The sequence below is a fragment of the Halomonas sp. ABH4_019 genome (assembly GCF_056159885.1).
The window spans coordinates 1,170,515-1,192,965 of the sequence record NZ_JBSWWC010000001.1; the positions used below are offsets into that span (position 1 = coordinate 1,170,515).

General features: G+C 68.9%; 18 protein-coding genes. 10 read left to right on the forward strand and 8 right to left on the reverse strand.

Translation table 11 applies throughout. The features are described from left to right. Positions 1–129: 129 nt before the first annotated feature. On the forward strand, positions 130–2,979 hold the full coding sequence (locus ACXAFN_RS05335; protein ID WP_474986831.1) for a valine--tRNA ligase: 2,850 nt from the start codon (positions 130–132) through the stop codon (positions 2,977–2,979). A 169-nt stretch (positions 2,980–3,148) separates the two neighbouring features. Here ACXAFN_RS05335 and ACXAFN_RS05340 read toward each other — a convergent pair whose 3' ends face one another. Then, positions 3,149–3,595, reverse strand: a complete 447-nt coding sequence (locus ACXAFN_RS05340; protein ID WP_474986832.1) for an META domain-containing protein — start codon at positions 3,593–3,595, stop codon at positions 3,149–3,151. A 102-nt stretch (positions 3,596–3,697) separates the two neighbouring features. Here ACXAFN_RS05340 and ACXAFN_RS05345 point away from each other — a divergent pair, with 102 nt between their 5' ends. Next, complete coding sequence (locus ACXAFN_RS05345; protein WP_474986833.1) at positions 3,698–4,102, forward strand: DoxX family protein; 405 nt, start codon at positions 3,698–3,700, stop codon at positions 4,100–4,102. Between the two features lie 221 nt (positions 4,103–4,323). Here the strand turns inward: ACXAFN_RS05345 and ACXAFN_RS05350 are convergent, their stop codons facing one another. Further along, complete coding sequence (locus ACXAFN_RS05350) at positions 4,324–4,764, reverse strand: VOC family protein (protein WP_474986835.1); 441 nt, start codon at positions 4,762–4,764, stop codon at positions 4,324–4,326. A gap of 86 nt (positions 4,765–4,850) precedes the next feature. Here ACXAFN_RS05350 and ACXAFN_RS05355 point away from each other — a divergent pair, with 86 nt between their 5' ends. After that, positions 4,851–5,405: a DNA-3-methyladenine glycosylase I gene (locus ACXAFN_RS05355; RefSeq protein ID WP_474986837.1), complete on the forward strand. Its 555-nt coding sequence runs from the start codon at positions 4,851–4,853 to the stop codon at positions 5,403–5,405. Between the two features lie 28 nt (positions 5,406–5,433). Continuing rightward, entirely contained in the window at positions 5,434–6,498 is a 1,065-nt protein-coding gene (locus tag ACXAFN_RS05360) for a metal-dependent hydrolase (RefSeq protein ID WP_474986838.1), read from the forward strand. 72 nt (positions 6,499–6,570) lie between these two features. Here the strand turns inward: ACXAFN_RS05360 and ACXAFN_RS05365 are convergent, their stop codons facing one another. From ACXAFN_RS05365 to metE, 3 genes are all read right to left on the reverse strand, one after another. Beyond that, positions 6,571–7,170 carry an FMN-dependent NADH-azoreductase gene (locus tag ACXAFN_RS05365; protein ID WP_474986840.1) on the reverse strand — a complete coding sequence of 200 codons (600 nt, stop codon included), beginning with the start codon at positions 7,168–7,170 and terminating at the stop codon, positions 6,571–6,573. Positions 7,171–7,402: 232 nt separating this feature from the next. After that, positions 7,403–8,179 (reverse strand): COG3650 family protein, encoded by a 777-nt coding sequence (locus ACXAFN_RS05370; RefSeq protein ID WP_474986842.1) that lies wholly within the window; start codon positions 8,177–8,179, stop codon positions 7,403–7,405. Between the two features lie 254 nt (positions 8,180–8,433). Beyond that, positions 8,434–10,740, reverse strand: coding sequence for a 5-methyltetrahydropteroyltriglutamate--homocysteine S-methyltransferase (gene metE, locus ACXAFN_RS05375; RefSeq protein WP_474986843.1), 2,307 nt, complete (start codon positions 10,738–10,740; stop codon positions 8,434–8,436). A gap of 103 nt (positions 10,741–10,843) precedes the next feature. Here metE and ACXAFN_RS05380 point away from each other — a divergent pair, with 103 nt between their 5' ends. Then, a complete protein-coding gene (locus ACXAFN_RS05380; protein WP_474986845.1) occupies positions 10,844–11,758 on the forward strand; it encodes a LysR family transcriptional regulator in 915 nt (304 codons plus the stop codon). A 9-nt stretch (positions 11,759–11,767) separates the two neighbouring features. Here ACXAFN_RS05380 and ACXAFN_RS05385 read toward each other — a convergent pair whose 3' ends face one another. Together ACXAFN_RS05385 and ACXAFN_RS05390 are read right to left on the reverse strand one after the other, a co-directional pair. Next, positions 11,768–13,405 carry an ATP-binding protein gene (locus tag ACXAFN_RS05385; RefSeq protein WP_474986847.1) on the reverse strand — a complete coding sequence of 546 codons (1,638 nt, stop codon included), beginning with the start codon at positions 13,403–13,405 and terminating at the stop codon, positions 11,768–11,770. Next, positions 13,405–14,118 (reverse strand): winged helix-turn-helix domain-containing protein, encoded by a 714-nt coding sequence (locus ACXAFN_RS05390; RefSeq protein WP_474986849.1) that lies wholly within the window; start codon positions 14,116–14,118, stop codon positions 13,405–13,407. Before ACXAFN_RS05390 ends, ACXAFN_RS05385 begins: the two co-directional genes overlap by 1 nt. Positions 14,119–14,470: 352 nt before the next feature. Here ACXAFN_RS05390 and ACXAFN_RS05395 point away from each other — a divergent pair, with 352 nt between their 5' ends. From ACXAFN_RS05395 to ACXAFN_RS05415, 5 genes are all read left to right on the forward strand, one after another. Beyond that, the gene (locus ACXAFN_RS05395; RefSeq protein ID WP_474986850.1) at positions 14,471–17,380 is read left to right on the forward strand and encodes a ribonucleoside-diphosphate reductase subunit alpha; all 2,910 of its coding nucleotides are present in this window, start codon (positions 14,471–14,473) and stop codon (positions 17,378–17,380) included. A gap of 123 nt (positions 17,381–17,503) precedes the next feature. Next, the gene (locus ACXAFN_RS05400) at positions 17,504–18,751 is read left to right on the forward strand and encodes a ribonucleotide-diphosphate reductase subunit beta (RefSeq protein WP_474986852.1); all 1,248 of its coding nucleotides are present in this window, start codon (positions 17,504–17,506) and stop codon (positions 18,749–18,751) included. 249 nt (positions 18,752–19,000) lie between these two features. Continuing rightward, positions 19,001–19,321 carry a hypothetical protein gene (locus ACXAFN_RS05405; RefSeq protein ID WP_474986854.1) on the forward strand — a complete coding sequence of 107 codons (321 nt, stop codon included), beginning with the start codon at positions 19,001–19,003 and terminating at the stop codon, positions 19,319–19,321. 190 nt (positions 19,322–19,511) lie between these two features. After that, positions 19,512–20,540, forward strand: a complete 1,029-nt coding sequence (mgrA, locus tag ACXAFN_RS05410; RefSeq protein ID WP_474986856.1) for an L-glyceraldehyde 3-phosphate reductase — start codon at positions 19,512–19,514, stop codon at positions 20,538–20,540. 235 nt (positions 20,541–20,775) lie between these two features. After that, a complete protein-coding gene (locus ACXAFN_RS05415) occupies positions 20,776–21,492 on the forward strand; it encodes a glutaredoxin family protein (protein ID WP_474987470.1) in 717 nt (238 codons plus the stop codon). A 44-nt stretch (positions 21,493–21,536) separates the two neighbouring features. On the opposite strand, the gene ACXAFN_RS05420 is transcribed toward ACXAFN_RS05415, so the two are convergent. Then, positions 21,537–22,442 (reverse strand): LysR family transcriptional regulator, encoded by a 906-nt coding sequence (locus tag ACXAFN_RS05420; protein WP_474986858.1) that lies wholly within the window; start codon positions 22,440–22,442, stop codon positions 21,537–21,539. Positions 22,443–22,451 lie beyond the last annotated feature (9 nt).

Consider the following 22,451-nt stretch of genomic DNA (forward strand, 5'->3'; position numbering starts at 1 on the left):
CTTCTCCCGACCCATGACGCCGCCCGGCCCCTCGGGCTATAATCGAGCCCATTTTTCGCGTCCCGCACCGCCGGCCTGACGGGCCCGCCGTGCCGCGTGGCCGCCACCTCCTTCGACCCGGAAGACTCCATGGACAAGACCTACCAACCCGAGCAGATCGAATCCCGCTGGTACGAGCGCTGGGAAGCCGACAACCGCTTCGCCCCCGCAGGCGAGGGCGAGCCGTTCTCCATCATGATCCCGCCGCCCAACGTCACCGGCAGCCTGCACATGGGCCATGCCTTCCAGGACACCATCATGGACACCCTGACGCGCTGGCGGCGCATGCAGGGTCGCAACACCCTGTGGCAGGTGGGCACCGATCACGCCGGCATCGCCACCCAGATGCTAGTGGAGCGCAAGGTCGCGGCCGAGGAAGGCAAGAGCCGCCACGACCTGGGCCGCGAGGCCTTCACCGACAAGATCTGGGAGTGGAAGCACGAGTCCGGCGGCCACATCACCCGCCAGCTGCGCCGCATGGGCGCCAGCGTCGACTGGTCCCGCGAGCGCTTCACCATGGACGACGGCTTCTACAAGGCCGTGCAGGAAGTCTTCGTGCGCCTCTATGAAGAGGACCTGATCTACCGCGGCAAGCGGCTGGTCAACTGGGACCCGACCCTGCACACCGCGATCTCCGACCTCGAGGTCGAGAACAAGGATCAGCAGGGCCAGTTCTGGCACTTCCGCTACCCGCTGGCCGACGGCGTGACCACCGACGCGGGCCTCGGCTACCTGGTCGTCGCCACCACCCGCCCCGAGACCCTGCTCGGCGACAGCGCCGTGGCGGTCAACCCGGAAGATCCGCGCTACGCCTCGCTGGTCGGCAAGTTCGTCGAACTGCCGCTGGTCGGCCGCCGCATCCCGGTGGTGGCCGACGAGCACGCCGACATGGACAAGGGCTCCGGCTGCGTGAAGATCACCCCGGCCCACGACTTCAACGACTACGAGGTCGGCAAGCGCTGCGACCTGCCGCTGATCAACGTCTTCACCAAGGACGCCGCCGTGCTCGAGGCCGCCGAGGCCTTCGACCTCCAGGGCCGCCCGCTGCCCGACATCGACACCTCGCTGCCCGCCGCCTACGCCGGCCTCGGCCGCTTCGAGGCCCGCGAGCGCATCGTCGCCGACATGGACGCCGCCGGCCTGCTCGAGCAGGTCGAGACCGTCAACAACACCCTGCCCTACGGCGACCGCTCCGGCGACGTCATCGAGCCGCTGCTCACCGACCAGTGGTTCGTGGCCGTCGAGGAGCTGGCCAAGCCGGCCATCGCCGCGGTGGAGAACGGCGACATCGAGTTCGTGCCGAAGAACTACGAGAACATGTACTTCGCCTGGATGCGCGACCTCCAGGACTGGTGCATCTCGCGCCAGCTGTGGTGGGGCCACCGCATTCCCGCCTGGTACGACGCCGAGGGCAACGTCTATGTGGCGCGCACCGCCGAGGAGGCCCGCGCCAAGCACGGCCTGGCCGACGAGCTCGAACTGACCCAGGACGACGACGTGCTCGACACCTGGTTCAGCTCCGGGCTGTGGACCTTCGGCACCCTGGGCTGGCCCGAGCAGACGCCGGAGCTCTCGACCTTCCACCCGTCCAGCGTGCTGGTCACCGGCTTCGACATCATCTTCTTCTGGGTCGCCCGGATGATCATGATGACACTGAAGTTCACCGGCGAGGTGCCCTTCAAGCAGGTCTACGTGCACGGCCTGGTGCGCGACGGCCAGGGCCAGAAGATGTCCAAGTCCAAGGGCAACGTGCTCGACCCGATCGACCTGATCGACGGCATCGAGCTGGACGCCCTGGTCGAGAAGCGCACCGGCAACATGATGCAGCCGCAGAAGGCCAAGGCCATCGCCAAGGCCACCCGCGGCGAATTCCCGGACGGCATCGAGCCCCACGGCACCGACGCCCTGCGCTACACCTTCCTGTCCCAGGCCACCACCGGCCGCGACATCAAGTTCGACATGGGCCGCCTCGACGGCTATCGCAACTTCTGCAACAAGCTGTGGAACGCCTCGCGCTACGTGCTGATGAACGCCGAGGGCCAGGACTGCGGCGCGGCCGGGGGCGAGGTCGAGCTGTCGCTGGCCGACCGCTGGATCGTCTCCCAGCTGCAGAAGACCGAGGCCCAGGTCACCCGGGCGATGGAGGAGTTCCGCTTCGATCACGCCTCCCAGGCGCTCTACGACTTCGTCTGGAACGAGTACTGCGACTGGTACCTGGAGCTCTCCAAGCCGGTGCTGTGGGACGACGCCGCCTCCGAGGCCGCCAAGCGCGGCACCCGCCGCACCCTGGTGCGCGTGCTCGAGGCCGTGCTGCGCCTGGCCCACCCGATGATGCCGTTCATCTCCGAGGAGATCTGGCAGCGCGTGGCGCCGCTGGCCGGCGTCGTCTCCGAGGGTGCCAGCGCGTCCGTGATGACCCAGCCCTGGCCGGTGGCCGACGAGGCGCTGATCGACGAGGACGCCACCCGCGACATCGAGTGGCTCAAGGGGGTGATCGTGGCGGTGCGCAACGTCCGCGCCGAGATGAACATCGCCCCGGGCAAGCCGCTGGAGGTGCTGTTGACCAAGGGGACCGCGGGCGACAGCGCGCGCCTGGAGGCCAACCGGCCGTTTCTCGCCAAGCTGGCCAAGCTCGAGAGCGCCACCTGGCTCGACGACCCGGAGCGGGCGCCGCTCTCCGCCACCCAGCTGGTCGGCGAGATGGAGGTGCTGGTGCCCATGGCCGGGCTGATCGACAAGGACGCGGAGCTCGCGCGCCTGGCCAAGGAGATCGACAAGCAGGACAAGCTGATCGGCGGCATCGAGAAGAAGCTCGGCAACGACAGCTTCGTGGCCAAGGCCCCCGAGGCGGTGGTGCAGAAGGAGCGCGACAAGCTGGACGATTTCCAGGCCACTCGCCGCGTGCTGGTGGAGCAGCGCGACAAGATCTCAGCACTCTAACTCCGGCGCTCGCAGAACGGCGCGACACGTCTCGCGCCGTTCACCTGGCCAGGCCGCCCACAGGGTGCTGGTGGACCAGCGCGACAAGATCTCAGCCCTGCGACCCCCTCACGCTACGCAGAAACGACGGCCCGCCTAGGCGGGCCGTTCGCATGTCAGGGCAAGGGGCTCAGTTAGCCTGGCGGAAGCCGCCCAACACCCGTTGGTCGGGGCCGAAGAACACCAGGCGGTCGTGGTCGATCAGGTAGCGGTAGGCGGTATCGAGCATGGCGGTCACCTGGCCGGCCTCGTCCATGTGGGGGCAGGCCATCCGGGTGGAGGCCAACTGGCCGAACGCGATGCGATTGTCCGGCCCCAGCTCGACGCTGCCGGTGAAGCGGTTGCAGCCGTCATGGCCGCTGACCCGACCGTCCGGCGAGATCTCGAAGTGCGGGGTGGTCGGCAGGTCGAGGCGGTCGCTGGTGCCCACCAGCAGCAGGTTCCAGCGCGGCCCGACCACCGGGCCGGAGAGGGCCTCGCCCTCGCCAGGCGGGCTCACCGGCGCGGGACCGGAGGCGCAGCCGGCCAGCAGCACGAGCATCATCAGCGGCAGGGCATGGCGAATCTTCGCGATCATGGAATCGTCCTTGAACGGGTAGTGGCGGTATCGCGCCCAAGCTTGCCCCAGGCCGGCCTTTCGGACAATCCTTGAAGCATCCCATCGACACGGAGAAGTCCCATGCTCAACGCCTTGCACAACGACGCCCTCGGCAAGCTGATCCTGCGCCTCGCGGTGGGCGGCCTGCTGCTCTTCCACGGCGTGTCCAAGCTGCTCAACCCCGGCTCCATCGAGTGGATCGGCGGCATGCTGGAGGGCTACGGCCTGCCCGCCGTGCTGGCCTACGGGGTACTGATCGGCGAAGTGCTCGCCCCGATCATGGCCATCGTCGGCTGGCAGACCCGCATCGCCGGACTGCTGATGGCCGGCAACATGCTGGTGGCCGTGCTGCTGGTGCATACCGGCGAGCTGCTCATGCTCAACGACAACGGCGGCTGGCAGCTCGAGCTGCAGGGGCTGTTCTTCCTCGGCGCCCTGGCGCTGATCTTCCTCGGCAGCGGGCGCATGGCGGCGCGCCCCGACTGATCCCCGGCCTGCCCATGACGACGCCGCCGGCGGGTTTCCCCGCCGGCGGCGTTTTTCTGACTCTCCGTTACAGGTCCAGCGAGGAAGGGTAGATTTACGTCGCGAGCGAAGAGAGGCTGGCCGTCGCCGGCGCGCAGCCACCGGAGTGTAGCCTGCTACATGAGGATGGCGAGCACCGCCGACGGCCAGGATATCGAGCGCAGCAGTCAATCCGCCCTTCCTCACCAGGTGCCGGTATTCTCCATGGACGCCCAGGGCTCCTTCGGCGCCTGGGGCTCGCCCTCCTGCAGCAACTCGACGGAGATGCCGTCGGGGCTCCTGACGAAGGCCATGTGGCCGTCGCGGGGCGGGCGATTGATGGTCACTCCGCCGGCCTCAAGGCGCTCACAGAGCGCATAGATATCGGCCACGCGGTAGGCCAGATGGCCGAAGTTGCGCCCGCCGGTGTAGGTCTCGGGGTCCCAGTTCCAGGTCAGTTCGAGTTCCGGCGCCTGGAGCTCCGTGGAGCGCGCCTCGTCGGCGGGCGCGGCGAGAAACACCAGGGTGAAGCGGCCCTTCTCGCTGTCCTTGCGGCGCACTTCCTCGAGGCCGAGCAGGTCACAGTAGAAGTGCAACGAGGCCTCCAGGTCACTGACCCGGACCATGGTGTGCAGGTATTGCATGGAATTCTCCTTGTTCACAGGGCGGACGAACCGGGGCATGCTGACAGGATCACGCGACCCCGCCAAACCCGACGCGAGCAGGACTCATGAGCCACTACTGTGACCTGGCCCCGGCCCATCCGTTTCACGGCCCCTATCACGATCACGAATACGGCTTCCCGGTGGAAGGCGACCACGTGCTCTTCGAACGCCTGGTGCTGGAGATCAACCAGGCCGGGCTGTCGTGGCTGACGGTGCTCAAGAAACGCGACGCCTTCCGCACGGCCTTCGAGGACTTCGACATCGACCGCGTGGCCGCCTACGGCGAGGCCGAGCGGGCCCGGCTGCTGGGGGATGCCGGCATCATTCGCAATCGCCTCAAGGTCGACGCCGTGATTCACAACGCCGGCGTGGTCCGCGGGCTCCAGGCCGAGCACGGCAGCTTCCGGGCCTGGCTGGAGGCCCACCACCCACGCCCCCACGGTGACTGGGTCAAGCTGTTCAAGCGCACCTTCCGCTTCACCGGGCCGGAGATCGTCGGCGAATTCCTGATGAGCACCGGCTACCTGCCCGGCGCCCACCGCGACGACTGCCCGGTCCAGGCGCGCGTGCTGGCCGCCGGCCCCGCCTGGGCGCGTCCGGACGACGCCTCCGGGACCTGACCGCCACACTTCGAGGACGCACGCGACCATGGACTCGCTGACACAGGCCGCGCTGGGCGCGGCGATCGGCGGCACCGTGCTGGGCCGCCGGCTGGGCCGCAAGGCGGTGCTGCTCGGGGCCGTCCTGGGCACCCTGCCCGACCTGGACGTGATCATCGACTACGGCGATGCGGTGGCCAACGTCACCCGCCATCGCGGCTTCAGCCACTCGCTGTTCGTGCTGGCCGGGCTCGCCGCGGCCCTGGCGTTGCTGGCGGCGCGCCTCGCCCCGGCGCGAGACATCGGCCTGCGCCGCTGGGCGGCCTTCTTCGGGCTGTGCCTGCTCACCCATCCGCTGCTGGATGCCCTGACCACCTACGGCACTCAGCTGTGGTGGCCGCTGGACGTGCGCCCCACCGCCTGGCCGCTGGTGTTTATCATCGACCCGCTCTACTCACTGCCGCTGCTGGCGGGCGTGCTGATGGCGCTGATCGGCGGCCGGGTCGGCGCGACCCGCTTGGGGCTGGCGCTGTCGTGCGCCTACCTGGTGCTGTCGCTGGGCGCCAAGACGCTGATCGAGTCCCGCCTCGAGCCGGTGCTGGCCGAGCGCGGCCTCGCCGGGGCGCCGCGGCTGGTACAGCCCACGCCCTTCAACGTCCTGCTGTGGCGCGCCACCGTGGCGGACGACGACCGCTACCACGAGCTCCTGGTGGGCGTGTTCGACGGCGACCATCGCCCCCGGATCGAGACCTTCTCCCGCGGCGGCGAGTGGGAGCCCCTCGCCCTGGCCGGCCGCGCCGGCCAGCGCCTGGACTGGTTCGCGGGCCCCTTCCTGCGCTACGAGATCGACGAACGCACGACACCGGCCACCCTGGTGGCCACCGACCTGCGGCTGGGTTTCCCCGGCTTCCACCCCTTCCGCTACGCCCTCGCCGAGCGCGGCGCCGAGACCTGGCAGCCGCTGGCGCCCACCCGCCAGCTCGAGGCGCCGCGCCGCGACGACGGCGAGGCCATCCGGCGGCTGGGCGCGCGCCTGCTGTCGCCGGAACCGCGGCTGTGCCTCGGCCGGTTTGTCGACCCCAGCTGGTGGCCGGCGGCGACGCCGCCCTGCTGAGCATCGCCCGGACGCCAGCGGGGCGGCCCGAAGGCCGCCCCGCTCGTCACTGATGCCTGCCGGCTGTCCGACTCAGAGTCGCTCGACCAGCCCGTCGATGGCCTGGCGAGCCTCGGCCATGGCGTCGTCGCGCTGGGCCTCGCCCATGGCCAGTCCTTCGGCGAACACCGTGTCCACCTCGACGATGCCCATCAGGCCCAGCATGCCTTTGAGGTGCGGGGTCTGGCTGTCGAGCTCGGTGCCGGCGTACTGGCCGCCGCGGGCGGCCAGGATCACCGCGCGCTTGCCTTCCAGCAGGCCCTGGGGACCGTTCTCGGTGTAGCGGAAAGTCACCCCGGCGCGCATCACCCGGTCGAACCAGGCCTTCAGCTGGGAGGGAATGCCGAGGTTGTAGAGCGGCACGCCCAACACCACGACATCGTGCGCCTGAAGCTCCTCGATCAGCGCGTCGGAGCGGGCCGCCAGCTCGCGCTGTTCGTCGCTGCGCTCGTCCGCCGCCACCTGCCAGCTGGCAAGCTCCGGCAGGGCCAGGTGAGGCAGCTCGTCGGCTACCAGGTCGCGGTGGGTGGTCTCGACGCCATCACGCTCGGCGGCCAGGCCACTGAAGTGATCGGCCAACTGCTGGGAGTTGCCGCCGAGGATGGAAGAGGTCAGGACGAGGACGCGGGTCATGGCGATCTCCTTGAAGCATCATGCGCTGAGGAATGATCGCCATTATATATTCGTTTTTGACCACGATAAGCGGGAAAAACCGCAGCTATCTTTCGATTAAATCGAACAAAAGCGGAGTAATAGAGCCCTGATTCATGTCGCGAGCGACGAGAGGCGAGGGGCCAACCCCGGACGGGCGCACCGGCACCGCCCGCGGCCAGCCTTGTGTCTCGAGCGCCGGGCCGGGGTTTCCCTAGGGCGCGATGCCCTGCCCACAGCCTCGATAGGTCTCGCCGTTGAGCGACAGCGTCACCCTTGCCGGCCAGGGCTGGCCGCTCATGTCGTCGAAGCAGGCCTTGGCCTCGATGCGCAGCGTGAAGGGACGCGCCGCCTGGCCGCTGGCCAGGATCACTCGCCCGGCGCCGTTGTCGAGGGTGGTCACCCGATAGGGCAGCGTCAGCTCGCGATTGCCGTAGTCGAGCGTCAGGTCGAGCGTCGGCACATCGTTGGCCAGCTCGACGTGCCAGCCCGGTTCGTTGCCTCGGCCGTGGAACATCACGCCCGGGCGCTCCTCCCGTGTCAGGGGCTCCATGGCGATGTTGCGCTCGCAGTCCAGGCGCCCGCGCTGGCTCTCGACCAGCGCCTCGTCGCCCTTGAGCCAGACGCTCAGCCCGCCGTTCTGGTAGCGCCTGCCGCTGGCCACCACGGCGGACGACAGGCGATTGGCGCCATGGGCGGACCACAGCCGCAGCTCGTCCTCGGCGGCGGCGGTGACCAGGTCCTGGGCCGGGGTGCAGCGCCAGCCGACCAGTTCGTCGGCCTCGCCGGGGAACAGCGTCGAGGGCAGCAGCGGGGCCTTGGGCGAGGCACCGGCCGCCCCGCTATCGGTCGCCGCCCCGCCATCGGCATCGGCCGCCGCCGGGTCGGGCGCGGCGTCGGGGGCCGGTGAGTTCACGTAAGTGACGCAGCCGGACAGCCCCAGCGCCATCAGCAGCGGCAGGACGATCCGGGAGGAGGAAGGACGGGGCATGGCAATGACTCCTTGTGCGATGAACTCCTTTTCCCGCCAGGATACCAGCCGCCGGGCGGCTTGGCTCCGCGCGGCGGCCAGGCATCAGGACTGCCACGGCCGATTATCCGCTCGGGGCTGATCCGTCGACAGGTCTGCGAGGAGGCGCTGTGAATCCATCCCTGGACGCTACCGACGCCATCCATGGCGTAGAACCTCCTCTTCGACCTGTCCCCGGCGCCCCTCGGCATGCCTGCTGGTTCCCTGGATAGAGCTCAGCCGTGACGCTCACGCAGCACCCGTGCGGCCTCGACCATATTGGCCAGCGCCGGCTCCACCTCGGCCCAGCCGCGGGTCTTCAGGCCGCAGTCCGGGTTGACCCACAGCCGCTCGACCGGGATGCGTTCGGCGGCCTTGTCCATCAACGCCACCATCCAGTCCACCTCGGGGATGTTGGGCGAGTGGATGTCGTAGACACCCGGGCCGATCTCGTTGGGATAGGCGAAGTCGCGGAAGGCGTCGAGCAGCTCCATGTCGGATCGCGAGGTCTCGATGGTGATGACATCGGCGTCCAGGGCGGCGATGGAGGCGATGATGTCGTTGAACTCCGAATAGCACATGTGGGTGTGGATCTGGGTGGCGTCGCGGGCCACCGCGGCGCTCAGCCGGAAGCAGTCCACCGCCCAGTCCAGATAGCCCTGCCATTCGGCCCGGCGCAGCGGCAGCCCCTCGCGCAGCGCCGGCTCGTCGATCTGGATGGCCCGGATGCCGGCGGCCTCCAGGTCGGCCACCTCGTCGCGCAGCGCCAGGGCGATCTGGCGACAGGTGGTGGCGCGCGGCTGATCGTCGCGCACGAAGGACCACTGCAGGATGGTCACCGGCCCGGTGAGCATGCCCTTCATCGGCTTGTCGGTCAGCGACTGGGCGTAGCGGCTCCAGCCCACGGTCATCGGCGCCGGGCGGGCCACGTCGCCGAACAGGATCGGCGGCTTGACGCACCGCGAGCCGTAGCTCTGCACCCAGCCGAAGCGGGTGAAGGCGAAGCCGTCGAGCCGCTCGCCGAAGTACTCGACCATGTCGTTGCGCTCGGCCTCGCCGTGCACCAGCATGTCGAGCCCCTGGGCCTCCTGGCGACGCACCGCGCCCTCGATCTCGGCCTCCATGCGCGCCTGGTAGTCGGCGCTGGCGAGCTCGCCGGCCTTGTGGGCGCGACGCGCGGCGCGGATCTCGGCGGTCTGCGGGAAGGAGCCGATGGTGGTGGTCGGGAACAGCGGCAGGGCCAGGTGGCGACGCTGGGCGACGGCACGCTCGGCGTAGGGACTCGCCCGCTCGCTGTCGGCGGCGCTCACTGCGGCCAGTCGCTCGGCCACCGCCGGGCGATGGATGCGCGGCGAGCCGCGACGGGCGGCCAATGCCACGCCGGCCTCGGCCAGGCGCGCCTCGTCGTCGGCGCTCAACCGGCCCCCCAGGGCACGACCCAGCAGCACCGTCTCATCGAGCTTCTGGCGGGCAAAGGCCAGCCAGCCCTTGAGCTCGTCATCGAGCTTTCGCTCGGCCGCGAGGTCCACCGGCACGTGCAGCAGCGAGCAGCTCGGCGCCAGCCATAGCCGACCGCCCAGGCGAGCCGCCAGCGGCGCCAGTTGACCGCGCAGCGCGGCCAGGTCAGCGCGCCAGACGTTGCGCCCGTCGATCACGCCCAGCGACAGCACCTTGTGGGGCAGCAAGCGGTCGACCACGGCCTCGACCTGGCCCGGGGCGCGCACCGCATCCAGGTGCAGGCCGGCCACCGGCAGGCTCACCGCCAGCGACAGGTTGTCGCCCAGGCCGCCGAAGTAGGTCGCCAGCAGCAGCTTCACCGGCGCCGCCTGCAGGCGGTGATAGGCGCGCTCGAAGGCCTGTTTCCAGTCCGCCGGCAGGTCCTGCACCAGCGCCGGCTCGTCGAGCTGCACCCACTCGACGCCCTGCTCGGCGAGCCGGGCCAGCACCCGGCCATAGACGTCCAGCACCCCGTCGAGCAGGCTCAGGCGATCGAAGGCCTCGGCCTGCTCGCCGCGGCCCTTGCCCAGCCACAGCCAGGTCAGCGGGCCGGTCAGCGCCACCTTGACGTCGTGCCCCAGGGCCCGGGCCTCCTCGACCTCGTCGAACAGCCGGGTGCTGGCCAGCCGGAAGCGCTGCCCCGGATGCAGCTCGGGGACCAGGTAGTGGTAGTTGGTATCGAAGTACTTGGTCATCTCGCAGGCCGCCGCGGGCTCGCCGCTGGGCGCACGGCCCCGGGCCATGCGGAAGGCGGTGTCGAGCCCGACCTCGCCGCGGGCCACCTCGTCCTCGGCCGCGAAGCGCGCCGGCACCGCCCCGAGCAGGGTGGAGACGTTGAGCACCTGATCGTAGAAGGCGAAGTCGCCGACCGTGACCAGGTCCAGCCCGGCCTCGCGCTGGTCCGCCCAATGGCGGCGGCGCAGCTCGCGCCCCTCGGCCTCCAGGGTCTGGCGGTCGATGTCCCCCTTCCAGTAGGCCTCGCTGGCCTTCTTGAGCTCGCGGTCCGCACCGATGCGTGGGTAGCCCAGAACATGAGTAATTGTCATGAAAAACATCCGCAAACATGAATGATGCTACGGAGTCTGGCTGGCCACCATGACTGAATCAAACTAAACTTACTAATCTTTATCATGAACAAAGCTCAGGATCATGCTGGAACTCCGCCACCTCCGCACCCTCATCGCCCTGCGCGACGCCGGCTCTCTGGTCGAAGCCGCCGAACGGGTGCATCTCACCCAATCCGCCCTCTCCCACCAGATCAAGGACCTGGAGGAACGGCTGGGCAGCCCGCTGTTCCTGCGCAAGACCCGGCCGGTGGAGTTCACCCGCGCCGGCCTGCGCCTGCTGACACTGGCCGAGCAGGTATTACCCCAGGTGCGCATGGCCGAGCGCGACCTGGCGCGGCTGGCCGGCAACGAGCAGGGCCGGCTGCACATGGCCATCGAGTGCCACAGCTGCTTCCAGTGGCTGATGCCCACCGTCGACCACTTCCGCGACCACTGGCCGGAGGTGGAGATCGACATCCCCGGCGGTCACCACTTCGATCCCCTGCCCGCCCTGGCCCGCGAGCAGCTCGACCTGGTGATCACCGCCGACCCCCAGCCGCTGCCCGGCATCCACTACGAGCCGCTGTTTCGCTACGAGGGGCTGCTGGCCGTGGCCCGCCAGCACCGCCTGGCCGGCCAGCACTTCGTGGCCCCGGACGAGCTGGCCGAGGAGACGCTGATCACCTATCCGGTGGAACACACCCGGCTGGACGTCTTCACCCAGTTCCTCGACCCGGCCGGCTGCAAGCCTCGGGAGGTACGCACCGCCGAGCTGACCATCATGATGATGCAGCTGGTGGCCAGCGGCCGCGGGGTCTGCGCGCTGCCCAACTGGGCGCTGACCGAATACCTGGAACGCGACTACGTGAAGGCCGTGCCGCTGGGCGAGCAGGGAGTGTGGAGCACGCTGTTCGCGGCGCTGCGCGAGGAGACCCGGGACTCGCCCTGGATGGAGGATTTCCTGCGCACCGCCCGGGAGACCTCGTTCTCGGTGCTGGAGGGCATCAAGCCGGCCTGAGCGGGCGGCTCAGCCCTCCCGAGCCATGGCGCGCTGGGGCAGCAGCAACGTGAAGCGGGCGCCGCCGAGCGAGGGGCTGGCGTCGACCATCACGCTACCGCCGTGCCAGGCCATGACCTTCTGCACGATCGACAACCCCAGGCCATAGCCGCCGGATCGCCGGGCGCGGCTGTCGTCGAGCCGCGCGAAGGGCTTGAAGATCTCGCTGCGCTTGGTCGTCGGCACCCCGGGGCCGTCGTCCTCGACGTCGATGCGCACCAGCCGCGGCTCGCCATGGATGCGCACCACCACCCGCGAGCGGGCATGGCGGCAGGCGTTGGCCACCAGGTTCTGCAGCGCCCGCTGCAGGTAGCGCGTCTCGGCGGCGGCCTCCACCTCGGCGCCGGGCGCCAGGCTGAGGCTGAGGTGGGCGTGCAGGGGATGCAGCGCCTCGATGACCCGCTCGGTCATGGCCCGGCATTCCACCAGCGAGGTCTCGAAGGTCACGCCGTTGGCCGATTCGCTGCCCAGGCGCGCGTAGGTGAGGATCTCATCGACCAGGTCGTCCAGCTCGGTGATGTCGGCGTCGATGCCCTGCAGATGGCGGCGCACCCCCGGATCGTCGGTCATGTCCTCGACCATCTGCACCGCGAAGCGGATGCGCGCCACCGGGGTGCGCAGCTCGTGGGACACCGCCCGGATCATGTCCTGCTGGCCGCGCAGCAGCGACTGCACCTGGGCCGCCATGCCGTTCAGCGCCATGCCCAGCCGGCTCAGGAAGTCGTTGCCTTCGACCTTCACCCGGGTGTCCAGCCGCCCGGCGGCGATACGCGTGGCGGCGAGCTCGAGCTTGGCCATGCGCGCCTCCACGCCGCGCACGATCAGGTAGATGATCACCGCCAGCATGGCCAGCAGCAACAGCAGCAACAGCAGCAACAGCGAGGCCGGCAGCGGCTCGAAGGCGTACAGCGGGCCGACCTCGACCCACTGCATGTCGCCCTCGGCGCTCGACAGCCGCAGGTACAGCGACATCGCCCAGCGCTGGGGCAGCAGGCGCACCACCACCTCGGTGTCGCCCAGGGTCGCCAGCCGCGCCGGATCGAGCCCCTCCGGCGGGGTGTCGGTGAGCTGCAGCTTGATCACCCCGCTGCGCAGCCGGTCGAGCCGGCCCACCCGCTGGCCGGGCGGCACCGCCATCAGCCACTGGCCCAGCTGGCGGGCCAGCCCCATCAGCTGATTCTCCCCCAGCGAGGCCAGCTCCACCCGCAGCAGCCGCGACTCATCGGCCAGCCGCCGATGCAGCAGCCAGCCCATGGCCTCCGTCTGGCGCACCAGCGTCTGGCCGCCCTCGAGCCGGGCCCGGTCGAAGTAGCCCAGCGGATACTCCGTCATGTCGTGCAGCGACAGCTGGATGTCCAGCCGCGCGCTCTGCTCGCGCAGCCAGTCCCCCCGACGCTCGGCGGGCAGCGTCTCGAGCTGGGCGGTGAACAGCGTCATCGGCGCCTCGGCGAGCTGCTCCTGGTAGTGCTGGCGACGCACCTTGTCGACCACGGTGATGGCCAGCAGCGCCAGGGCGAAGCTCATCACCAGGGCCAGGGCCAGCAGCACGTAGACCCGCAGGAAGGTGCTGTCGGCCAGGGCCCGGGGCAGCAGGCGGGACGTCGCCATCAGCCGTCCTTGACGAACAGGTAGCCCTTGCTGCGCACGGTCTTGATCCGCTGCGGCTGGTTCGGATCGTCACCGATCTTGGGCCGGATACGCGAGACGCGCACGTCGATGGAGCGGTCCTGGCCGTCGTACTTGATGCCGCGCAGCTGGGAAAAGATCTCCTCGCGGGTCAACACCCGCCCGGCGTTGCTGGCCAGCAGCCACAGCAGGTCGAATTCCGCGCTGGTCAGGTCGATGCGCTCACCGGACAGGAAGGCCTCCCGGGTGGCGTTGTCGACCTCGAGGTGGCCGAACGCCAGCCGCGCCTCTTCGCCGGCCGGCTCCGCCTCGCGGCGGCGCAGCAGGGCGCGCATGCGCGCCAGCAGCACCCGCGGCTGGACCGGCTTGGCCACGTAGTCGTCGGCGCCCATCTCCAGGCCCAGCACCTGGTCCATGTCGTCGGTACGGGCGGTGAGCATCAGGATCGGCCCGGGGTACTCCGAGCGCACCCGGCGGCAGATCGACAGGCCGTCCTCGCCGGGCAGCATCAGGTCCAGGATCACCAGGTCGGGCTGCAGGCTGAGGATCCGCTCGACGCCGTTGGCGCCGTCGGGCTCGAGGGTCACCCGGTAGCCGTTGGCCTCGAGGTAGTCGCGGGTCAGTTCGGCCAGGCGCTCATCATCCTCGATGATCAGCACATGGTCCTGCTCGTGGGGGTCCAGGCTGTCGTCCATTTCTGCGGTATCTTCCTCAACGGGCGTTCGGGTAGAGTGTCGCCGTCGGCGCGCGACCGACCACCGATAGCTCAAGAATACCCGACATCGCCTTCCTTCGCTCGACGGTCGACGCCACGAATTCGCCTCGGCGGCCCAACCACGCGGGCTGGCGGCAAGGCGTCGAACCGCCCCCCGAAAGGCCACAGCCCATCCACAAGTTATCCACTTGATGGGCGGCAAAAAGCACACTATCTTGTGCTCGACATCGGCAAAAGCACCACATCATGTGGCGCTAGCAAGCTTGCCGAAAGCTGTCAACCGTCGCCCTCGGCGGCCTTCTTCAACCGACCAGGTAGGGAACCCCGGCGCCATGGATACCACCGCTGCCCCGGACCGTCCGTCCGTCTCCGTTACCGCACCGCAGACCCTGCGTGTCATCAAGCGCACCGGCGATGTCGCGCCCTTCGACGCCGGCAAGATCGCCGTGGCCCTGAGCAAGGCCTTCATCGCCGTGGAGGGCGACAACGCCGCCACCTCCTCGCGGGTCCGCGACTTCGTGCAGCGCGCCTCGGACGGCATCGCCCAGGCCTTCCTGCGCCGCATGCCCGACGGCGGCACCGTCCACATCGAGGACATTCAGGACCAGGTCGAACTGGCCCTGATGCGCGCAGGGGAACAGAAGGTCGCCCGCGCCTACGTGCTCTACCGCGAGGAGCACGCCCGCGCCCGCGCCGAAGCCGGCGGCGACATCGAGAAGCCCCACCCGACGCTCAACGTCACCGCGCCGGACGGCAGCACTCGCCCGCTCGACCTGGGCCGGGTCGAGACCCTGGTCTTCGACGCCTGCGAGAACCTGCCCAACGTCGAGCCGGGCAAGATCGTCGAGGATTCCCTGAAGAACCTCTACGACGGCGTGACCGTCGACGGCGTCTCCCAGGCGCTGATGATGACCGCCCGCACCCTGGTCGAGAAGGACCCCAACTACACCTACGTCACCGCCCGGCTGCTGCAGGACAACCTGCGCCGCGAGGCGCTGTCGTTCCTGGGCATCGCCGAGGAGGCCACCTACCAGGAGATGGCCGAGCTCTACAAGCCGGCCTTCCAGGCCTACATCGAGAAGGGCATCGAGTTCGAGCAGCTCGACCCGCGGCTCGCCGAGTTCGACCTCGAGCGCCTGGGCGATGCCCTGGACCACACCCGCGACGCCCAGTTCACCTACCTGGGCCTGCAGACCCTCTACGACCGCTACTTCATTCACCGCGACGAGGTGCGCTACGAGCTGCCCCAGGTGATGTTCATGCGCGTCGCCATGGGCCTGTCCCTCAACGAGGACGACCGCGAGGCGCGGGCCATCGAGTTCTACGAGCTGCTCTCCAGCTTCGACTACATGGCCTCCACCCCGACCCTGTTCAACGCGGGCACCGTCAGAAGCCAGCTCTCCAGCTGCTACCTGACCACCGTGCCGGACGACCTGGACAGCATCTACAGCGCCATCCGCGACAACGCCCTGCTCTCCAAGTGGGCCGGGGGCCTCGGCAACGACTGGACCCCGGTGCGCGCGCTGGGCTCCTACATCAAGGGCACCAACGGCAAGTCCCAGGGCGTGGTGCCGTTCCTCAAGGTGGTCAACGACACCGCGGTGGCGGTCAACCAGGGCGGCAAGCGCAAGGGCGCCGTCTGTGCCTACCTGGAGAGCTGGCACCTCGACATCGAGGAGTTCCTCGAGCTGCGCAAGAACACCGGTGACGATCGTCGCCGAACCCACGACATGAACACCGCCAACTGGGTGCCGGACCTGTTCATGAAGCGGGTCTTCGACGACCAGGAATGGACCCTGTTCTCGCCGGCCACCTGCCCGGACCTCCACGACCTGTACGGCGCCGCCTTCGAGAAGCGCTACCAGGAATACGAGGAGATGACCCGCAGCGGTCAGCTCAAGCTGTTCAAGCGCGTCCGCGCCAAGGACCTGTGGCGCAAGATGCTGTCGATGCTGTTCGAAACCGGCCATCCCTGGATCACCTTCAAGGATCCGTGCAACCTGCGCAGCCCCCAGCAGCACGCCGGCGTGGTCCACAGCTCCAACCTGTGCACCGAGATCACCCTGAACACCTCTCCCGAGGAGATCGCGGTGTGCAACCTGGGCTCCATCAACCTGGCCCAGCACGTGGTGGACGGCGCCTTCGACGGCGACAAGCTGAAGAAGACCGTGCGCACCGCGGTGCGGATGCTCGATAACGTCATCGACATCAACTACTACGCGGTGCCCCAGGCGGAGCGCTCCAACTTCAAGCACCGTCCGGTGGGGCTGGGCATCATGGGCTTCCAGGACGCCCTCTACGCCCAGGACATCGCCTACGCCTCCGAGGCGGCGGTGAGCTTCGCCGACACTTCCATGGAGCTGGTCAGCTACCATGCCATCGAGGCCTCCAGCGACCTGGCCGCCGAGCGCGGTCGCTACCAGAGCTTCGAGGGCTCGCTGTGGGACCAGGGCATCCTGCCCATCGACTCCATCGAGAAGCTGAAGGCCGAGCGCGGCGAGAAGTACATCGAGGTCGACACCTCGGCGACCCAGGACTGGGACCGCATCCGCGACAAGATCGCCAGCCAGGGCATGCGCAACTCCAACGTCATGGCCATCGCCCCGACCGCGACCATCTCCAACATCTGCGGCGTCTCGCAGTCGATCGAGCCGACCTACCAGAACCTGTTCGTCAAATCGAACCTGTCGGGCGAGTTCACCGTGGTCAACGCCTACATGGTCAACGACCTGAAAGCGCGCGGGCTGTGGGACGAGGTGATGATCAACGACCTCAAGTACTACGACGGCTCCGTGCAGCCCATCGACCGCGTGCCGGACGACCTCAAGGCCACCTACGCCACCGCCTTCGAGGTCGAGCCCAAGTGGCTGGTCGAGGCCGCCGCCCGCCGCCAGAAGTGGATCGACCAGGCCCAGTCGCTGAACCTCTACATCCAGGGTGTCTCCGGCAAGAAGCTGGACGTGACCTATCGCATGGCCTGGTTCCGCGGCCTCAAGACCACCTACTACCTGCGCGCCCTGGGCGCCACCTCGGTGGAGAAGTCCACCGTGGATCGCGGCAACCTCAACGCGGTCAGCAACGCCTCGCCCGGCGCCGCCCCGGCCCCCACGCCGGCTCCCGCGCCGGAAGCCAAGGACGCGCCCAAGGGCATCGACGACTTCCTGCAGGGCAAGAGCGGCAGCGGCTCCCGAGCGCCCTCGGCGGGCGAGATCGACGAGCTCGGCTGCGAGGCCTGCCAGTAACGACCAAGAAGGAAGAGGGAAGACGGCGCGGCGCGCCGGTGAAGAAGGAAGGCCCACGGCCCCTCTTCCGCCCGCAGGGCGCTTCCCTCTTGCCCCTTCCACCTCCGAGGAACGAGGAAGAACATGATCGATTGGGACGAGTTCCACGAAGACGCGGTTGAGAACGACACCGCCACCGCCGAGGCGCCTCAGCCGGCGCCGCAGCCCGCCCCCAGGGCCGAGCCCCCCGCCGAGGAGGTGCGCGACGGCGCCGGCGCCTACCGGGTCGCCGACCAGGACCGCCTGGCCCGCGCCAAGCAGTCCCTGGAGGAGCTCGACGTGGCCGCCGGCCTCGAAGAGCTGGAGATGGGCGCGGCGCGCATCGATGTCGAGCAGAAGCGCATGATCAACGCCCGCGCCGACCTCAACCAGCTGGTGCCCTTCAAGTACGAGTGGGCCTGGCAGAAGTACCTGGACGGCAGCGCCAACCACTGGATGCCCCAGGAAGTGAACATGAACGCCGACATCGCGCTGTGGAAGAGCGCGGACGGCCTCACCGAGGACGAGCGTCGCATCGTCGAGCGCAGCCTGGGCTACTTCTCCACCGCCGACTCGCTGGTCGCCAACAACCTGGTGCTGGCGGTCTACCGCCTGATCACCAACCCCGAGTGCCGCCAGTACCTGCTGCGCCAGGCCTTCGAGGAGGCGATCCACACCCACGCCTACCAGTACTGCGTGGAGTCGCTGGGCATGGACGAAGGCGAGGTCTTCAACATGTACCGCGAGGTGCCCTCCGTCTCGGCCAAGTCCGCCTGGAGCCTCAAGCACACCCAGTCGCTGGCGCGCCCGGACTTCCACACCGGCACCCCGGAGACCGACCAGGAACTGCTGCGTAACCTGATCGCCTTCTACTGCGTGACCGAGGGCATCTTCTTCTACTGCGGCTTCAGCCAGATCCTGTCCATGGGCCGGCGCAACAAGATGACCGGCGTCGCCGAGCAGTTCCAGTACATCCTGCGCGACGAGTCGATGCACCTGAACTTCGGCGTCGACATGATCAACCAGATCAAGATCGAGAACCCGCACCTGTGGACCGCCGAGTTCCAGGACGAGGTCACCCAGATGATCCTCGAGGGCACCGAGCTCGAGATCGCCTACGCCCGCGACACCATGCCCCGCGGCGTGCTGGGCATGAACGCGGCGATCATGGAGGAGTACCTGCACTTCATCTGCAACCGTCGCCTGGCGCAGATCGGCTTGAAGGAGCAGTTCCCGGGTGCCGAGAATCCCTTCCCGTGGATGAGCGAGATCATCGACCTGCGCAAGGAGAAGAACTTCTTCGAGACCCGCGTCACCGAATACCAGGTCGGCGGCGCCCTGAGCTGGGATTGATCGCGGTTCCCCCGAGCGGAGACACGGCCATGATGCACTACGCCCTAGCGCACCACCCCGTTCGGCACCCGGATGTCGAACGCACGGCCTGGCCTCCCTCGGCCGGACGTCGAGCCATCGACGGCCCGATGTCTACCCGATGATGACGCCCCGCTCGGCTCGGCCGAGCGGGGCGATTTTCATGCCGCCGGGCGCCACCACGCCCCCGGACAACGCCTGTCTCCAGGCGACACCATGGAGGACCAACCGATGCTTCAAGCCAACCCGCAACGCCCGGCCCAGCGCGATGTCCAGGCCTGGCAATCGGCCCTGGACCGTGCACTGGCCGCCCATGACGACGAGGTCGCCCTGGCCCACTACCCGCATGTGGCCCACGCCTTTCCCTCCTCATCCCCCAACCCCTACACCCGGGCCCATCCCCTGCTCGACTACCGCGAACTGAAGGCCTGGGCCACCGACCGGGGCTGGCATGTGCGCCCGGCGCCGGAGCGAGCCTCGCGGGACGAGAAGTACCAGCCGCCGGTGCGCTTCAGCCGACGACCGCCCGACGAGCGACGCCACACCCATTGACGCCCCGGCCGCCTGACGGCCATGTCCGAGAGGGCCGGCGCCGCGGCGTCGGCCTTGTTCTTGGCGCTGCGCCGATTCGCAGGGGGCGCCCGAGTCGTCGAGTTTTCTCGCCCCATGCCGATGCGCATAATGGTGTGGCAGACGATCACCCGGCGGGGCCGATGCCCCGCCCACGGCACAGGATGGACCCATGCGCTACACGCCCTCGGAAGACCGCTACGAGCGAATGCCCTACCGCCGCTGCGGGCGCAGCGGCCTGAAGCTGCCCGCCATCTCCCTCGGGCTCTGGCAGAACTTCGGCGACAATGCCAGCGCCGACAACGCTCGGGCGATCTGCCGCACCGCCTTCGATCATGGCATCACCCACTTCGACCTGGCCAACAATTACGGCCCACCCCCGGGTAGCGCCGAGGCCCTGTTCGGCCGCATCCTGAAAAGCGACTTCGCCGGGCTGCGCGACGAGCTGGTGATCTCGACCAAGGCCGGCTACTGGATGCATCCCGGCCCCTACGGCGAATGGGGCAGCCGCAAGTACCTGCTCTCCAGCCTGGACCGCAGCCTCGAGCGACTGGGCGTCGACTACGTGGATATCTTCTATTCTCACCGCTTCGATCCCGACACGCCCCTGGAGGAAACCATGGGCGCGCTGGACCAGGCGGTGCGCCAGGGCAAGGCGCTGTACGCCGGCATCTCCTCCTACAACGCCCAGCGCACCCGCGAGGCGGCGGAGATCCTGCGCTCGCTAGGCACGCCCTGCCTGATCCACCAGCCGAGCTACTCGCTGGTCAATCGCTGGATCGAGGACGACGGCCTGCTCGATACCCTCGACGAGCTGGGTACCGGCTCGATCGTGTTCTCGCCGCTGGCCCAGGGCCTGCTCACCGACAAGTATCTGACGGAGGTGCCCGACGACAGCCGGGCGGCCCAGGGCGGCAGCCTCAAGGATGCCCACCTGTCGGCGGAGAACCTTGAACGCGTGCGCGCCCTGAACGCCATCGCCGAGCGCCGCGGCCAGACCCTCGCCCAGATGGCCATCGCCTGGGTACTGCGCAGCGGCCGGGTGACATCGGCGCTGATCGGCGCCAGTCGGCCCCAGCAGGTCACCGACTGCGTGGGGGCCCTGGACCGGGCCGACTTCAGCGACGCGGAGCTGACCGAGATCGACCGCTACGCGGTGGACGGCGGGGTGAATCTGTGGGCGGCCTCGGCGGAGCGCTGAGTGCCGAGGGCGAGGCATGCCCTCGCCCGAGCCTGCCGGACGACACGAGCCTGGCCCTTGGGTGGCCCATAGGTTCTAGGCTGTAAGCCGCTGGGCGGACTTCGCCGCCGATGGGAAAGCCGACATCCCTGGCTCCGCGACGCCCGGCGTTCTTGCTATCGTCAGGAGGTGAACGCCTATGGATACCCTCTCTTCAACCCCGTCGTCTCGGCCCAGGACGGCACGCGTGTATCGCATGAAGACGGCCGAACATCTCTGCCCGTTCGGCCTGAAGACCGTGGCCCTTCTCAAGCGTCAGGGATTCCGGGTCGACGATCACACCCTCGAATCCCGCGATGCCATCGAGGACTTCAAGCAATCGGCCGGCGTCGATACCACCCCCCAGGTATATATCGATGAGCAGCGCGTGGGCGGCTACGAAGAGGTACGCAAATATCTGGGCCTGCGCGTGCCCGGGGAGCAGGACACGACCTACCAGCCGGTCATCGCGATCTTCGCGACCGCCCTGGCGATCGGCCTGGCGGTGAGCTGGGCGGCCCATGGCACGCTGCTTGCCTGGCGCATGCCGGAATACGCCATCGCCACCGCCATGACCCTGCTGGGGCTACAGAAGCTGCAGGACATCGAGAGCTTCAGCACCATGTTCCTCAACTACGACCTGCTCGCCCAGCGCCATGTCCGCTACGGCTACGTCTACCCCTTCGCGGAAACCCTGGCCGGCGTCCTGATGCTGGCGGGGCTGTGGATATGGCTTGCCGCCCCCTTGGCCCTCTTCATCGGCGCGGTCGGCACCCTCTCGGTCGTCAAGGCCGTCTATATCGACAAGCGCGAGCTGAAGTGTGCCTGCGTAGGCGGCAACAGCAAGGTCCCCCTGGGCCTCGTGTCGCTGTCCGAGAACCTGATCATGCTGGCGATGGGCATCTGGATGCCATTGAAGCTCTTGCTCCTGTGAGCGGCGCAACGCCGATGGCGTCGCTAGCCCCGGGGACAGCTCCCTCATCCCCCGAGGTGTGGCGCCATCAGGTCGGTAAACCAGTGAATGAAGGCATCGATGCGCGAGGCGCGATGCCGCCGGTGGGGGTACAGCACCGATACCTCCAGCCCGGCGGGACAGCAGTCGGGCAGCACCTCGCAGAGCACGCCGCTGCGCAGCAGGTCGTCGACGTCGAAACGCGGCACCTGGATCAGCCCGTGGCCGGCCACGCAGCAGGCGATATAGGCGTCGGCGTTGTTGACCACCACGCGGCTCGTCAGGCCGAGCTCCCGCGACTGCCCCGCCTCGACCAGTTCGAAACCCTGTTCGCGCCCGCTCCTGGGATCGAGGTAGCCGACCATCGCATGCCCGGCGACGAGCGAGGCCGGATCCAACGGCCATCCATGCGCGGCCAGGTAGTCCGGGGACGCGCAGCTCACCATGGCGACTCGCCCCAGGCGTCGCGCCACCAGGCTGCAGTCGCCGATCGAGCCGAAGCGCACCTGGCAGTCCAGCCCCTCCGCGACGGGGTCCACATAACGGTCCGATGCCCCCAGCCTGACCTCCAGGCTGGGGTGGCGATGCAGCAGCTCGTGGAGCGCCGGGGCCACCAGCCGCCGGGCCACGCGGCTCGGCATGTCGATGGTCAGGCGTCCGGAGACGCTCTCGCGATGTTCCCGGAACAGGTGCTCCAGGCGCTCGGCATCCGCGACGAGGGTGCGGGCGTGGAAGAGCAGCAGCTGCCCGTCGGACGTCAGCTGCACCCGGCGCGTCGTGCGGTGCAGCAGGCGCGCTCCTACCGCGTCCTCCAGGCGCTGTACCGCCAGCGACAGGGTCGTCCTGGGCCACTTCAAGGCCGCGGCCGCCCGCGTGAAGCTGCCCATCTCCGCCACCTGGATGAAACCTTGCAACTGATCGATCCTGTCCATGACCACCCT